The following is a 13,560-nucleotide window of genomic DNA, read 5'->3' as shown; positions in this document are numbered from 1 at the left end:
AACAGCAAGGGCAACCCTTTGCGGATTGCCCTGTATTTTATTCAACTGTAACTGATTTTGCAAGATTTCTCGGCTTATCAACATCATTGCCTCTGAGAACTGAGGTATAGTAAGCGATAAGCTGCAAAGGAACCACTGTCAGCATAGGCATGAGCAGATCGTCTATTGTCGGCAGACCGATCTTATAATCTGCCACCTCATCGTCAACGTTGATATATCCGTGAGTAACAAGGACAACGTACGCTCCTCTTGCCTTGACCTCCTTGACGTTGCTTATGGTCTTGTCAAGAAGCTCTCTTTGTGTTGCGACTGCGATAACAGGCATATTGTTTGTTACCAGTGAGATAGTGCCATGCTTAAGCTCGCCTGCGGCATATGACTCAGAGTGGATATATGATATCTCCTTAAGCTTCAGTGAGCCTTCCATAGAAAGTGCATAGTCAAGACCTCTGCCGATATAAAGAAGATTTTCCTTGTTTACAAGCTGTGAAGCAACATACTGACAATTATCAGGTGTTTTAAGAACAACTTCAAGCATATTAGGAACGTTCTGAAGCTCTGCTGTAAGTCTCATACACTCCTCTTTTGAGATAGCTCCGTGAGCGTATGCTATAGCAAAGCTCAGCAGATAGAATACAGAAAGCTGAACGATATATGCCTTTGTGGAAGCTACAGATATCTCAGGGCCTGCATGGGTGTAAAGCACCATATCAGACTCTCTTGCGATAGACGAGCCTTTTACGTTTACGATAGAAAGTGTTTCAGCGCCCCTCTCCTTAGCCATTCTAAGGGCTGCGAGAGTATCGGCTGTTTCTCCTGACTGTGAAACAAGAATAACAAGATCTCCCTTTGCAATGATAGGATCTCTGTATCTAAACTCAGAAGCCATATCCACTGTAACAGGTATTCTTCCGATCTTTTCAAGCACATACTTGCCCACAAGACCTGCGTGCATAGCAGTACCGCAGGCAACAACGAAGATGTTGTTATAGCCCTTGAGTCTGTCATATGTAAGACCACACTCTTCAAGATTTGGCATACCGTCAACTATTCTTGGTGTGATAGTTGTTTTTATAGCTGTTGGCTGTTCGTGAATCTCTTTGAGCATAAAGTGAGCATATCCGCCCTTCTCAGCGGCTTCCATATCAAAGTCAGCAACGAGCATCTCTTTCTCAACTGGCATTCCGTGAACGTCAAAGAACTCCACCTTGCCATCGTCAAGGACAGCTATCTCGTTCTCGTCAAGAAGATAATAATTCTTCGTATATTTCAGTATTGCAGGCACATCAGAAGCTATAAAAGCTTCGTCCTCGCCAACTGCAACGATAAGAGGAGAATCCTTTCTTACTGCATATATTCTTCTTGGAAAATCCTTGAATATGATACCGAGAGCATATGAACCCTCTATCTCAGCAAGAACCTTCTGTATTGTCGCCATAGGGTCGCCCTCATAATAATAATCAAGAAGCTTTGCAACTGTTTCTGTATCTGTCTGAGATTCAAAGACATATCCCTTTTTCAGCAGAAAATCCTTGATAGTTCTGTAGTTTTCAATGATACCATTATGAACGATAGAAATATTCGCATTTCCGTGAGGGTGTGAATTTATATCAGACGGCTCGCCGTGTGTAGCCCAGCGTGTGTGGCCTATACCGCAAGTACCGTTGAGCCAGCCCTCTCTTTTAAGCTTTTCTTCAAGGTCAGCAAGTCTGCCCTTTGTCTTTTTTGTCTTGATAGCATCGTTCTCAAAAACAGCTATTCCTGCTGAGTCATAACCTCTGTATTCAAGCTTTGACAGTGAGTCAAGCAGCACCTTTGTACAATCCTTTTTTCCCACATAGCCTACTATTCCGCACATGTATAAGCAACTCCTTTCATTCTCATTTGTTAAAAATCATTAAATTTCTTATATTTTTCCAAACCATATCCACATAAATATAATATATCATAGCATATTTTGCATGAAAAAGCAATAGCAAATGCAAAAATTAGCGAAAAGTACTGTTAATCTTACAAAAAATATGTTATAATTAGTTTGGTAAAACTAAAACGCTAAAGCTTATCATAATATAATATTTTTACAGGAGGTCAACTATGTCAAAGGTAACAGAACTTAAAGACAAATTCGTTGAAATCTACACGGAAAACATAAAGCGCCCGGGTTCGGAAAAGCTGCTCAATTATCTGCTTTCAGAAAACAGCGACTTCTTTGTTGCACCTGCTTCTACAAGATACCACGGAGCATACGAGGGTGGCTTGTGCGAACACAGCATACACGTTTATGAGTGCCTGAAAAGCTATCTGGAGCGTGAGCGTGTAAAGGAAGATTACAACATGGAATACTCTGACGAGAGCATTGCTATCGTTTCACTGCTTCATGACATCTGCAAGGTAAATCTTTACAGAGTAAGCTACCGCAATGCCAAGAACGAACAGGGCGTGTGGGAGAAAGTCCCATACTATGAATTTCACGAAACACTGCCATATGGCCACGGTGAAAAGTCGGTCTACATAGTAAGCAGCTATATGCGACTGACCCGTGAGGAAGCCATGGCTATACGCTGGCACATGGGCTTTTCAGGAGAAGAAAACAAGAACAGTATCGGTCTTGCCCTTGAAATGTATCCCCTCGCACTGGCGACCCACATTGCAGATATGGAATCTACATTTTATATAGAAGGCGGCAAGGCGTGAGGATACTTATAGACGCTGACGGCTGTCCTGTTACAAATATCGCAGTTTCTATAAGCAAAAGCCATGGGCTTGAATGTATCATAGTTTGCGACAGCTCGCATATTTTCAGCTCTGACTATGCACAGGTGATAACTGTCGACAAGGGTGCAGACAGTGCAGACATGAAGCTTGTGAACATCGCTCTAAAGGGCGATATTGCCGTGACGCAGGATTATGGGCTTGCGGCAATGTGTCTTGCAAGAAACGTTCTTGCTTTGGACCAGAACGGCAGGATATATGACAGCTCCAACATTGATGCACTGCTTCTGTCAAGACATACTGCAAAGAAGATACGCAGAAGCGGTGGCAGGCTCAAAGGTCCGCCAAAGCGCACCAAACATCAGGACGAGGATTTCAGAGTGGCTCTTACCAAATTAATCGAAGATAATATTAACTTTATGTAAAATATGCACAAAATATATAGAATTTCATAGAAAATTGTGTTACAATCAAACTATAGTTTTATAGAAAAGAGGTTTTCACAATGAACATAGACAAGATTTTGAAGGAACTCACACTTGAAGAAAAAGCTTCATTGTGCTCAGGCTCTGACTTCTGGCACACTGAGGAAATAAAAAGGCTGGATATACCAAGCATAATGGTGTCTGACGGCCCTCACGGACTTAGAAAAATGCGTGATGATACAGACAATCCTAACGAAGCTATCAAGGCAGTATGCTTCCCATGTGCCTGCGCACTTGCCTGCTCTTTTGACAGAAAGCTGCTTACAACTCTCGGCAAGGCTCTTGGCGAGGAGTGTCAGGCTGAGGACGTTTCCGTTATACTTGGCCCTGGCTGTAACATAAAGCGTTCACCACTTTGCGGCAGAAACTTTGAATACTTCTCAGAAGACCCTTATCTTGCTTCACAGCTTGCCACAGCACACATAAAGGGCGTTCAGAGCAAGGGCGTAGGAACTTCCCTTAAACACTTTGCCATGAACAATCAGGAAACAAGACGTATGAGCTATTCTGCTAACGTTGATGAGAGAACGTTCCATGAGATATATTTAAGTGCCTTTGAAACACCAGTCAAGGAAGCAAAGCCTTGGACAGTGATGTGTTCATACAACCGCATAAACGGCGAATATTCCTCGCAGAACAAGCTCCTGCTCACTGATATACTCAGAAACGAATGGGGCTATGAAGGACTTGTAGTTAGCGATTGGGGCGCAGTTGATGACAGACCTCTTGGCGTTGCCGCAGGTCTTGACCTTGAGATGCCTACCAGCAACGGCAAGAATGACGAGCTTATCATAGAAGCCGTAAACAACGGCTCACTTTCAATGAAAGACCTTGACAAGGCTGTGAGAAACGTGCTTACGCTTATTCAGAAAGCCGAGGACGGCTATGCCCCTGCAACAAAGTGGGATAAAGAAAAACAGCATGAGCTTGCAGGCAAGATAGAGTCTGAATGTGCGGTACTGCTCAAAAATGATGATAAGATACTGCCGCTTGACAAGTCTGCAAAGATAGCTTTCATTGGCGAATTTGCCGACAAGCCACGTTATCAGGGCGGTGGAAGCTCTCACATAAATTCATTTAAGGTGACATCTGCTCTTGAAGCTGTCAAGGGCATGGATAATATCACATACGCACAGGGCTTCGTCACCGACCGTGACGAAACTGTTGACGAGCTTCTCGATGAAGCTGTGGAGCTTGCCAAGAACAGTGATGTTGCCGTTATCTTCGCAGGTCTGCCCGAAAGCTTTGAGTCTGAGGGCTTTGACAGAAAGCATATGAGAATGCCTGATTGTCAGCTCAAGCTTATTGATGAAGTTGCTAAGGTAAATGAAAACGTTGTTATCGTTCTCCACAACGGCTCGGCTGTTGAAATGCCGTTTGCAGATAAGGTGAAGGGCATACTTGAAATGTATCTTGGCGGACAGAACATCGGCACTGCAGAAAAGGCCCTGCTTTTTGGCGAAGCTAACCCTAGCGGAAAGCTTGCGGAAACTTTCCCTGAAAAGCTTTCACATAATCCGTCTTATCTTAATTTCCCGGGAAATATGGACGATGTTGACTATACCGAGGGAATTTTCGTGGGCTACAGATATTATGATGAAAAGGGCATAAAGCCACTGTTCCCATTTGGTCACGGACTTTCATACACAACCTTTGAATACAGCAATCTTACTGTTTCAGAAAACGAGATAAAAGACGACAAGACCCTGACGGTCATGGTGGACGTAACAAACACAGGCGACAGAGATGGTATGGAGATCGTTCAGCTTTACGTTTCCAACAAGGAAAGCTCAGTGCGCAGACCTGTCCGTGAGCTTAAGGGCTTTGAAAAGCTTTTCCTTAAAGCTGGCGAGACCAAAAAGGCTGTGTTCCACCTTGATAAGCGTTCATTTGCATACTACGAGCCTGATATACACGATTGGTTCGTTGAATATGGTGAGTTTATTATCGAGGCAGGCTCTTCTTCAAGAGATATCAGACTTTCGACTTCTGTTTATGTATCTTCCGATACAAAACTCCCAGTGCATTTCACCTTGAACACCACCTGTGGCGAGATAAATTCTATCCCAGAGGGAAGAGCTATGTTCGAGGACATTTTAAGCAAAATAGACTGCGGTTTTGGCGACACGGCTTCCGACGATCTTGGCGCTTCTGCAAAGGAAATGATGGAAGCAATGATAAGAGATATGCCACTGAGAACCCTTGTTACATTTACAAATGTTCCAGACATCACAAGAGCGAAGATGTCAGAAATGGTGGAAAATCTCAACGAAATGCTTGCAGAAAAATAATCAATTATGGACAGCAAGTTAGACAGCAACAAAGACGAAAAATCGAATGTGACAGAAAATGATGCTTCAAAAGTAGAAACAAGCAGAATAAAACTTTTCGTAGGCTTGATCGCAGTTGCGATCGCCATTACTACAGCGATCGCTTCTGCACTTGTTAACAGACCACAGCGTGATGATGTGGTGATACTCACACCGCCTGCTGACAGCTCTCAGGCTGACAAGGTGGACAATTCAGGCAGTGAAAAGGTCATTAGCAAGACTGCAAAGGCACACACCACAAAGAAAACAGTGACATCAAAAGCCGTCACAAGCAGTATTGCTGAAACAAAAGAGGAATACAGATTTCCTGCTGACATAAACAAGGCTGATAAGGAAATGCTTATGGCGGTGAGCGGCATAGGCGAGGTAACAGCCGACAGGATAATAGCATATCGTGACAGAGTTGGTGTTATCAGCAACATGGATATGCTTCTTGAAGTAAACGGCATCGGAGACTCTACACTTGAACTTCTCAAAGGCTATTTTTATGTTGACAGTGCAGACTACCATGATATGCCGCAGGAAACGAAAGTCGCAGAAACTCAGCCTGTTCAGACAGAAATCCCTGCTGATACTGTAACAGAGCCTCCGGCCACAGAGGAGCAAACTGTTACAACGGCTGAAACTACTGAGAAAGTCAGGCAGAAAGTGAACATAAACAAGGCTGACGCTCAGGAGATATCAGACAAGCTGCTAATTGATATGGACAAGGCGAATGCTGTCATAGAACTTCGTGAGCTTATATCCTATTACGAAAGCCCTAACGAGCTTCTTTTGTGCAAGGGCTTTACAGAAAAACTTGTTTCCGAGCTTTGGGATTATATTGAAATATAACTGTATTTTATATATCTGCTACATAAAAAAAGAACTCGCACAATTTCGTGCGAGTCTTTTTTGCTTAATAACGCCAATGCAAACGGCGAGCCTTATGAATATCAGATCATTTATCCTTTGTTCTTTTTGACACGCTTACGGCAACGGCACCAAGCAGCAACATTGTCAATGCTGCACCTGCTCCTAAGCCTGTGTTAGGTGACTTATCACCGTCTTTGTTTACATTTTGAACTGCTGTCTGTGAACTGTTTTGTAAGCTATCATCTTTTTTACCAGTGCTGTCTGGTGATATATCTGATGAACTTTCAGGTGTTTTTGTACCAAGGACATAGAAAGGTGCATCGTCTGTGACAAAGGATATTTCTGCATCAGACTCTTCGCATTTAAGACTGCTTACTGTACCATCAGCTTTAACGGAATTTACCTGATCTTTGTCTATGTTTATCGTTACCTTTATTCCATTTGCCGGCAGAATAGAATCTCCGTCAATGTAATAAATATGAAATGCTACGGTGTTTTCAGACTTTTTTCCCATGACGCTGTTTAACCAGTCAAGAGCTTCTTTCTCTGTGACCTGATCCACCACAAGATTTTTATCTTTATCGGCATTCTCGATCTTCACGCTTGTGCCATCTGGAAAATCAATAACAGCATTTCCATCGTCGTCAACAGGCACACTGTTCCATGGAACATCTTCTGTATAGACCGCATAAACATTTCCATTTGCAGTTGTATTATTATCATCAAGCTTTGCCTCGGCTGCATAAGCACCAGAAGGTATGCTTAATGCAAGCACAAGAGCAAGAAATGAAGTCATTTTTTTCATTGGTCTATTTGACCCCCTATCTGTGTATTCAAGGAAGCCGCACCTGCACTATAATAAGTGTGCGGCTCGTAACCCATGATCTTAAGCTTTATCTTTGTACCGACCTCCGGCGTCTTTGAGAGCGTAACATATTTCACATACTCGTTTGGCTTGATAAGACCCGTTTCTCCAAGCATATTTCCCTGTTCGTCAAACACTCTGAGCTTTATCCAGGCATTGTTGCCCTCGATATTTGTAAGATATACTATTGCCTTGTCGCCTTCCATAGTGACGTTTCCACACACCGCAAAATCATAGCTCATATCATCTCTGTTCGGAGAGCTATAGCCTAAATTTTCTGAAACCTCAGGATTGCCATGCTGTGCTGTGCTTTCAAAAGGCGGTGGAGTAAATTCTGCACTTTTTTTATCATTTGGACGGCACAATGCAAATATCATCACGCCAATGGTAACTGCAAAACAGATCATAAGCACTGATACGATCAGCTTCCCGTCATTTTTTTGCTTATCCATCATAAGCCCCCTGATATGAATACTTTTTTTAATTACACTATCGGTACAATCCCAATATCATTGTTTCTTACTACCCTCCATGCTCCATTTGATCCTGTTACATAATAAAGAGTTGTATCAACATGGGTAGAAGCAACCATTGCGTCAGTTACTTACTGAATGTCTTCAGAGATCGTTACTGTGATAGTGCCAAGATCCGTATTGTTTGTTTCTATCCCTGCTCCACTTACACTGAAATATGTTGAATCTTTAGGTGCGGCGTCAACAGCAGTGCCTTCGGCTGTTTCCAATAAAATAACATCTTCATCAAACATGCCGTTAAGTCCTTCGACCTTTGATGCAAAATTCAACTGTGCTTTAATAGCCGAATTTGAATGGTTTGTTACAGTTATCTCCTTAGGCTCATCCCACCAGCATGCAGACTCTGTGGTATAGCTATGTGTTTCAGGATCCCATACCTTATGTCCGCCAAAGTAGGTAAAATTCATTTCCTCCCACTCAACGTCCACAGACATTGTCGTTGACTTGGAATCAATATAGCTTCCTGTAACCTTGATATTTGTTGGTTCGCTGCCGTCATTTTTTTCTGAATTTACCGCATATGCTGTAACCACGCTAGTGCTTGCAAGCACTAATGCGGCAATGATCGCAAATTTGTTTTTCATGATAAATTCCTCCGTTATTTATTTTTCCACAGTGACAGTTATTTTTGCCACCGTATCGACCATTGCTTTTTCACCTGATTGCGGATCATAACTTAAAACTCTAAAATTTGCGTCTGTATAAGTGCCTTCACTAAGTTTGTCCGCCTCGCCCTCAAGCAAAGGAAGCGTTTTAAGCTGATTACCTGGTTTTATGGTACCTGAGCGTGCGATGATCTCACCATTTACCTCGATACAAAGCACGATATCCTGAGTTGAACTGCTTGGATGCTTATAACTAAAATAAGCTGTTTTATCAGAAAGCTTGATATTCACTGTATTTTCGTATTCAAGAGAAATTCCTCCGCCACCCTCAGGCACATCAAGACTTCTGCTGTTGTCCTCCAAAGGTTCAGCATTCTGCTCTGTCTGCTGAGGTGCATAATCAGGTACAAGAGATTTTGTTTCTGACTTTCTGAAAAACACAGCCCAAATCGTAATGCCTATGCAAAACATCATGCCCAAAATAAGTGAGGCTATTATGATCCTTTGTTTTTTTGCTTTGTTCTCATTATTCTCCATCATTTTCCTCCTGCTTGTGCATTAGCCAGACATTCCTGCTAAATAGCATTAATGTTCACAATAATCATACATTGTTATTAACAAAAAGTCAACAACATTTGCACAAGTGGTAAAAATAATGCACAAGCGGTAGTTTTTTTTGATACATATGGCATTCATTTTTTGACAGTCCAACATCTCCGTGACCGTTAAAGCACAACAAAAACGATAGCTCTTATAATAACACCGTTACTTTTTTATTAATAGATAATACTTGAAATCTTCGGGATAATATAGTATAATAACTTTATATGTTGTTATCCTGATAGGAAAACTCAGGCAGAAGGAATGGTGATAGTATGAAAAAAGGAGTTATCTCTGTGAACTCAAATGCAGAGAAAACTATTATCGCAATGACGATATCCGTTGTTCTTGCCATTATTTTTGACGGCAAAAAGAAAAAGCCTGCAAAGCGCAAAAGCTTTGCTCAGCGTGTTTCAAAGCACTATAAAACTATCGACAATATAATGCTTATGACAGTTGCAAAGGACGTCAAGAAAAAAGAGCAGGAACGTGCGGCTCTTAAAAAGAAAAATTCATACAAGACCAAGCTCCGTGACCTTGAGATACAGGACGCTGAGTTTATTGAACTGTAGGTGATATCATGACGGAATATTTCAAGCGTTACCGCAGTTTTGTTGCAAGCTGTCTTGAGGATAAAGACTGCGACTTTGCAAAGCTCCTTGATTATCACAAAGAACATATCGCTTTTTTTCAGCACGAACGGCTGATACATCTTATCGTGACGGTGCTTTTTGCACTTTGTACTGTCATGACGTTCATTGCCATTGCAGTTTGGCAGGTCATGATACTCATACCCCTTGCCATTGCGTTTCTCGTACTGCTTGTGCCTTATATAAAGCACTACTATTTTCTTGAAAATCAGACTCAGCTTCTTTATAAGGACTATGACAAAATATACAGACGAGTACATAATTTTGGACTCGACAACGAGAAAGGCGTGAAATAATGGAGTACACAAAATACACCAAGGAGCAGTGGAAAGGCAGCGTCATAACCTCTCCCCTGCCACCAACTCTCGTTACCTGCGGCAGTATGGATAAACCCAATGTGTTCACAGTTGCGTGGACAGGCATTCTCTGCACTCAGCCGCCTGTTACCTACATCTCCGTCAGACCTGAGAGATATTCCCATGAGCTTATCACTCAAAGCGGTGAGTTCGTCATAAATCTGCCGACCAGAGAGCTTGTGAAAGCTGTGGATTGGTGCGGTGTGAAAACCGGCAGAAAAGTGGATAAGTTCAAGGGAATGCACCTTACCGCAGAACCGTCCGCAAAGGTATCTGCACCTTTGCTGGCCCAGTCCCCTGTGAATATCGAGTGCAAAATAAGAGAGATCGTGAGCCTTGGTACACATGATATGTTCATTGCGGACATTGTGGGGCTTGACGTTGCAAAAGAATTGCTTGACGAAAAAGGAAAGCTTTGCCTTGACAAAGCGGGGCTTCTTGCCTACGCTCACGGAGAGTATTACGGTCTTGGCAAAAAGCTTGGCACGTTCGGCTACTCAGTAAGGAAAAAGAAAAACAACAAAAATATCAGAAAAGGAAAATAGAGTTATGAAAAAAATTCTCACAGCCGCAGTTGCGCTGGCTGTATGCTACAGGCTCAGACCTATCAAAGCGTACGCATGGAGCGGCACTACTCACGAGGACATTGTGAAAAAATCACTTGCACTTCTGGAAAAGGAGAAAAAGCAGAAGCAGGTGACATTCTATAAAGACTATCACAGCGAGATACTCAAGGGCTGCACACAGCCTGACGATGAAAACGATATGGACAAGGGTCATGGCAAGCATTATTACTCCTGCGTTAATCCAAAGGGCAAGGAGCTTCCTGAAACTAACGGCTATTACCGCAACCGCTTTGGTGACCTTGCAGTGAGCGCAAGAACTTGCCTCGAAGAAAACTACACCGCCGCAGTATCTCTTTACAAAAGCGGTGACATAAAAAACGCCATGCGTGTTCTCGGCAGAGCCGCACATTTTATTTCAGACATGGGATGCACTGTTCACGTTGCAAACATGAAATATCAGGACAAGGCAAACAACGTGCATTACGCTTTTGAGAAGCACGTTTCCACCACCTGCACAAGACACACAGCCGACAGCTTCGACAAGCGCCTGCTGAAATACTACGGCAAGGATAACTTTGGCGAGGCTTCAAACAAGCTTGTAAAATACGCAGGCAAGTTCGTTGACACCATTTCTCACCTTGACCCAAGAGCTTTTGATGACGTTGCAAAGAACACTCTGCCGGTCACACAGCAGAATGTCACAGCGCTTCTTCTGAAATTCTATGACGATTGCACCTCTGACGCAGGGAATTACATACTTGACGGCAAGGCTTACACATTCAAAAACGAGATATCGGGACTTATCCTCACTGTTACCCCTAAGGGATTGCAGCTTGAAAAACCTGACAAGGAGCTTGAACAGAAGCTGACGGTCTGTCTTACAGAGGACGGCACATTCGGTTTAAAGATAGGCGACGGCGGATATGTAAACGCTTCATGCAAGGGCTATGACTATCTGAAAATAGACGGCAAGCCTGTTCAGTTCAGGGTCACTGCGCTGGGAAAAAGACGTTTCAGAATATCCACTGAGTCCACAGACTATGTAAAGGTGCTTGCAAACTCAAAGGGCGGAAAGCTCTCCTTCGCTGACCTTGAGCCTGAAAACTCAACTCAGATTTGGATACTTAACTAAAGATCACAACACAAAAAAGGCAGACTCATCGTCTGCCTTTTTTTACTGCAAATTATGTTTGCGTGTTATTATAAAGTTAGTCAACAGGAAATATGCCAAGATATATGCGAACTGATACATTGTCATAAACACAAGTCTTAGGTTAAATGCCACTTCTGTATCGGGCAAGCGTGACGTTGGCATAAAGAGCATATTCCACAGAGAAAGGTCGCCTGCCAGATTGCTTATCATCGAGGATAACATATTGCAAGCGAAGATTATGGCAAAGCCTACAAGAACTTTATGCTTGAAACAGTTTGAAAGGGAGATAACAAAATATAAGAATATCTGCAAGCCTGCAAACAGCGTCAGAGTATACAGGCATATCAGAAACGAAGTGAGCGGTTCTTCAGCAAAGCCGTTGCCCAAAGCGTTTATAAAATCTCCAACAGAGTCAAGATACTCTGTTGGGTCGATAAGCAACAGCGAAAGCACAAAAACGATCATGCTTGCCGCCGACCATATAACAGAAGAGATGAACTTTGTGAAAATGTGATAATATGGCTTGACAGGTATTGTCAGCATAAGATAGCCCTCGTCAGTGAAAAGGGTCTTGTGAAAGTTCGTCAACGATATGGTAAAACCCACAGTGAACAAAGCCCCCACGGCAATACCATAGGCAATGCTCACAACAATGAATATCATCAGAAAATTAGGGTTTTTAACGCTCTCACCATAACGGAGCATAAGAGAAAATATCAGTGCAACTATCATATATCCCACCACAAGAGGGAAAAACTTTCTTGCCGAGCGTTTAAGCTCATATTTCAAAAGCTTGCCTAACATCTGTACACCTCCCTGAAAAGCTGATCCACAGACTTGCCGGTTTCGTTATGGATAGCGTCAACAGATTTATGCAGCCTTAGCATACCATTTTGTATCATCACCACGTCGTCAAGAACAGGTTCGATATCTGCAATAAGGTGGGTGGAAATTACCACAGCCGCCCGCTCATTGTAATTTGAAATTATGGTGTTGAGAATATAATCTCTCGCCGCAGGATCAACGCCTGCAATTGGCTCATCAAGAAGATAAACGTCAGCCTCACGGCTCATAACAAGACAAAGCTGCACCTTTTCTTTTGTACCCTTTGACATTGTCTTGAACTTTGCCGCAGGGTTTATCCCCAGCCTGTTCATCATATCCTGAGCCTTTGCTACATTGAAATTGCTGTAAAAATCCTGAAAAAACCTAATCATCTCATTTACTTTCATATCGTCAGGTATGAAATTTCTGTCAGGCAGATAGGAAACCACTTTTTTAGTTTCCACGCCAATAGGCATTCCGCATATGAGTATATCCCCTGCCGTAGGTTTTATAAGTCCACAGCAAAGCTTGATAAATGTTGTTTTTCCGCTTCCGTTCGGCCCTAGCAGACCGATAATTTTACCCCTCTCCAGCGCAAGGTCAAGATTGCTCAGCGCTGTAAAGCTTCCATACTGCTTTGTAAGCCCATAAGTCTGCAAAACAGTTTCCATGCTGTCCCCTCCTTTGTAGCAAAAAGCAGCAAGACTTTAACACGCCTTGCTGCCGCATTATTATCTTTCTTCACAAATAAGCTTGATCGCAGTTCTTTCCTCACCGTCGATCAAAACGCTTGCAAATGCAGGGATACAAATAAGATCAATGCCCAATGGTGCAAGATAGCCCCTTGCGATTGCTATAGCCTTGATCGCCTGATTGGCTGCGCCTGCGCCCACTGCCTGTACCTCAACTGCACCGCTGTCACGGATAACGCCCGAAACTGCTCCTGCCACCGAATTAGGGACAGACCTTGAAGAAACCTTTAGAATTTCCACTTGAATACCTCCATAAGTAAATTCAAAGAATTT

16 protein-coding genes are annotated in these 13,560 nt (G+C 42.8%); 8 read left to right on the top strand and 8 right to left on the bottom strand.

What is annotated here, in order from left to right; translation table 11 throughout:
* Nucleotides 1-37: 37 nt before the first annotated feature.
* Nucleotides 38-1,858: a glutamine--fructose-6-phosphate transaminase (isomerizing) gene (gene glmS / locus AB5627_RS10770; protein ID WP_022287839.1), complete on the bottom strand. Its 1,821-nt coding sequence runs from the start codon at nucleotides 1,856-1,858 to the stop codon at nucleotides 38-40.
* A gap of 236 nt (nucleotides 1,859-2,094) precedes the next feature.
* On the opposite strand from glmS, the gene AB5627_RS10765 reads away from it, so the two are divergent.
* The 4 genes from AB5627_RS10765 to AB5627_RS10750 all read left to right on the top strand — a co-directional run bounded on the left by AB5627_RS10765 (nucleotide 2,095) and on the right by AB5627_RS10750 (nucleotide 6,361).
* Nucleotides 2,095-2,694, top strand: coding sequence for a hypothetical protein (locus AB5627_RS10765; RefSeq protein ID WP_022287838.1), 600 nt, complete (start codon nucleotides 2,095-2,097; stop codon nucleotides 2,692-2,694).
* Nucleotides 2,691-3,137 carry a YaiI/YqxD family protein gene (locus AB5627_RS10760; protein WP_022287837.1) on the top strand — a complete coding sequence of 149 codons (447 nt, stop codon included), beginning with the start codon at nucleotides 2,691-2,693 and terminating at the stop codon, nucleotides 3,135-3,137. Before AB5627_RS10765 ends, AB5627_RS10760 begins: the two co-directional genes overlap by 4 nt.
* An 80-nt stretch (nucleotides 3,138-3,217) precedes the next feature.
* Nucleotides 3,218-5,488, top strand: a complete 2,271-nt coding sequence (locus tag AB5627_RS10755; protein WP_022287836.1) for a glycoside hydrolase family 3 C-terminal domain-containing protein — start codon at nucleotides 3,218-3,220, stop codon at nucleotides 5,486-5,488.
* 6 nt (nucleotides 5,489-5,494) lie between these two features.
* The gene (locus AB5627_RS10750; RefSeq protein WP_022287835.1) at nucleotides 5,495-6,361 is read left to right on the top strand and encodes a helix-hairpin-helix domain-containing protein; all 867 of its coding nucleotides are present in this window, start codon (nucleotides 5,495-5,497) and stop codon (nucleotides 6,359-6,361) included.
* A gap of 106 nt (nucleotides 6,362-6,467) precedes the next feature.
* Here AB5627_RS10750 and AB5627_RS10745 read toward each other — a convergent pair whose 3' ends face one another.
* The 4 genes from AB5627_RS10745 to AB5627_RS10730 all read right to left on the bottom strand — a co-directional run bounded on the left by AB5627_RS10745 (nucleotide 6,468) and on the right by AB5627_RS10730 (nucleotide 8,922).
* Nucleotides 6,468-7,187, bottom strand: coding sequence for an NPXTG-anchored protein (locus AB5627_RS10745; RefSeq protein ID WP_022287834.1), 720 nt, complete (start codon nucleotides 7,185-7,187; stop codon nucleotides 6,468-6,470).
* Complete coding sequence (locus AB5627_RS10740; RefSeq protein WP_022287833.1) at nucleotides 7,184-7,699, bottom strand: hypothetical protein; 516 nt, start codon at nucleotides 7,697-7,699, stop codon at nucleotides 7,184-7,186. The genes AB5627_RS10745 and AB5627_RS10740 overlap by 4 nt, the downstream gene beginning before the upstream one ends.
* Nucleotides 7,700-7,851: 152 nt before the next feature.
* Nucleotides 7,852-8,364, bottom strand: a complete 513-nt coding sequence (locus AB5627_RS10735; protein WP_022287832.1) for a hypothetical protein — start codon at nucleotides 8,362-8,364, stop codon at nucleotides 7,852-7,854.
* Between the two features lie 18 nt (nucleotides 8,365-8,382).
* Complete coding sequence (locus tag AB5627_RS10730; RefSeq protein WP_022287831.1) at nucleotides 8,383-8,922, bottom strand: hypothetical protein; 540 nt, start codon at nucleotides 8,920-8,922, stop codon at nucleotides 8,383-8,385.
* Nucleotides 8,923-9,260: 338 nt separating this feature from the next.
* Here AB5627_RS10730 and AB5627_RS10725 point away from each other — a divergent pair, with 338 nt between their 5' ends.
* Genes AB5627_RS10725 through AB5627_RS10710 form a run of 4 tightly spaced genes read left to right on the top strand, consistent with a single transcriptional unit; the run spans nucleotide 9,261 to nucleotide 11,689 of the window.
* Nucleotides 9,261-9,557 (top strand): hypothetical protein, encoded by a 297-nt coding sequence (locus AB5627_RS10725; RefSeq protein ID WP_022287830.1) that lies wholly within the window; start codon nucleotides 9,261-9,263, stop codon nucleotides 9,555-9,557.
* Nucleotides 9,558-9,565: 8 nt separating this feature from the next.
* A complete protein-coding gene (locus tag AB5627_RS10720; RefSeq protein ID WP_022287829.1) occupies nucleotides 9,566-9,931 on the top strand; it encodes a hypothetical protein in 366 nt (121 codons plus the stop codon).
* On the top strand, nucleotides 9,931-10,536 hold the full coding sequence (locus AB5627_RS10715; protein WP_022287828.1) for a flavin reductase family protein: 606 nt from the start codon (nucleotides 9,931-9,933) through the stop codon (nucleotides 10,534-10,536). Before AB5627_RS10720 ends, AB5627_RS10715 begins: the two co-directional genes overlap by 1 nt.
* Before the next feature lie 4 nt (nucleotides 10,537-10,540).
* Nucleotides 10,541-11,689 carry a zinc dependent phospholipase C family protein gene (locus AB5627_RS10710; protein ID WP_022287827.1) on the top strand — a complete coding sequence of 383 codons (1,149 nt, stop codon included), beginning with the start codon at nucleotides 10,541-10,543 and terminating at the stop codon, nucleotides 11,687-11,689.
* Between the two features lie 42 nt (nucleotides 11,690-11,731).
* On the opposite strand, the gene AB5627_RS10705 is transcribed toward AB5627_RS10710, so the two are convergent.
* Genes AB5627_RS10705 through AB5627_RS10695 form a run of 3 tightly spaced genes read right to left on the bottom strand, consistent with a single transcriptional unit; the run spans nucleotide 11,732 to nucleotide 13,527 of the window.
* Nucleotides 11,732-12,514: a hypothetical protein gene (locus tag AB5627_RS10705; protein ID WP_022287826.1), complete on the bottom strand. Its 783-nt coding sequence runs from the start codon at nucleotides 12,512-12,514 to the stop codon at nucleotides 11,732-11,734.
* Entirely contained in the window at nucleotides 12,508-13,206 is a 699-nt protein-coding gene (locus AB5627_RS10700) for an ABC transporter ATP-binding protein (protein WP_022287825.1), read from the bottom strand. Before AB5627_RS10700 ends, AB5627_RS10705 begins: the two co-directional genes overlap by 7 nt.
* A gap of 60 nt (nucleotides 13,207-13,266) precedes the next feature.
* On the bottom strand, nucleotides 13,267-13,527 hold the full coding sequence (locus AB5627_RS10695; RefSeq protein WP_022287824.1) for a stage V sporulation protein S: 261 nt from the start codon (nucleotides 13,525-13,527) through the stop codon (nucleotides 13,267-13,269).
* Between the last annotated feature and the right edge of the window lie 33 nt (nucleotides 13,528-13,560).

This window comes from Ruminococcus sp. RTP21198st1_G1_RTP21198_201120, assembly GCF_040924265.1.
GTDB classification, from domain to species: Bacteria; Bacillota; Clostridia; order Oscillospirales; family Ruminococcaceae; genus Hominimerdicola; species Hominimerdicola aceti.
Note: the sequence above shows the minus strand (reverse complement) of the source record. Positions and strands in the feature narration are given on the sequence as shown.

Bases quoted from the DNA above. Each gene is read 5' to 3' on its own strand.
- AB5627_RS10755 (WP_022287836.1), top strand. From the start codon at position 3,218: ATGAACATAGACAAGATTTTGAAGGAACTCACACTTGAAGAAAAAGCT.
- AB5627_RS10725 (WP_022287830.1), top strand. From the start codon at position 9,261: ATGAAAAAAGGAGTTATCTCTGTGAACTCAAATGCAGAGAAAACTATT.
- AB5627_RS10750 (WP_022287835.1), top strand. From the start codon at position 5,495: ATGGACAGCAAGTTAGACAGCAACAAAGACGAAAAATCGAATGTGACA.
- AB5627_RS10715 (WP_022287828.1), top strand. From the start codon at position 9,931: ATGGAGTACACAAAATACACCAAGGAGCAGTGGAAAGGCAGCGTCATA.
- AB5627_RS10720 (WP_022287829.1), top strand. From the start codon at position 9,566: ATGACGGAATATTTCAAGCGTTACCGCAGTTTTGTTGCAAGCTGTCTT.
- AB5627_RS10740 (WP_022287833.1), bottom strand. From the start codon at position 7,699: ATGGATAAGCAAAAAAATGACGGGAAGCTGATCGTATCAGTGCTTATG.
- glmS (WP_022287839.1), bottom strand. From the start codon at position 1,858: ATGTGCGGAATAGTAGGCTATGTGGGAAAAAAGGATTGTACAAAGGTG.
- AB5627_RS10745 (WP_022287834.1), bottom strand. From the start codon at position 7,187: ATGAAAAAAATGACTTCATTTCTTGCTCTTGTGCTTGCATTAAGCATA.
- AB5627_RS10705 (WP_022287826.1), bottom strand. From the start codon at position 12,514: ATGTTAGGCAAGCTTTTGAAATATGAGCTTAAACGCTCGGCAAGAAAG.
- AB5627_RS10700 (WP_022287825.1), bottom strand. From the start codon at position 13,206: ATGGAAACTGTTTTGCAGACTTATGGGCTTACAAAGCAGTATGGAAGC.
- AB5627_RS10735 (WP_022287832.1), bottom strand. From the start codon at position 8,364: ATGAAAAACAAATTTGCGATCATTGCCGCATTAGTGCTTGCAAGCACT.
- AB5627_RS10730 (WP_022287831.1), bottom strand. From the start codon at position 8,922: ATGGAGAATAATGAGAACAAAGCAAAAAAACAAAGGATCATAATAGCC.
- AB5627_RS10765 (WP_022287838.1), top strand. From the start codon at position 2,095: ATGTCAAAGGTAACAGAACTTAAAGACAAATTCGTTGAAATCTACACG.
- AB5627_RS10710 (WP_022287827.1), top strand. From the start codon at position 10,541: ATGAAAAAAATTCTCACAGCCGCAGTTGCGCTGGCTGTATGCTACAGG.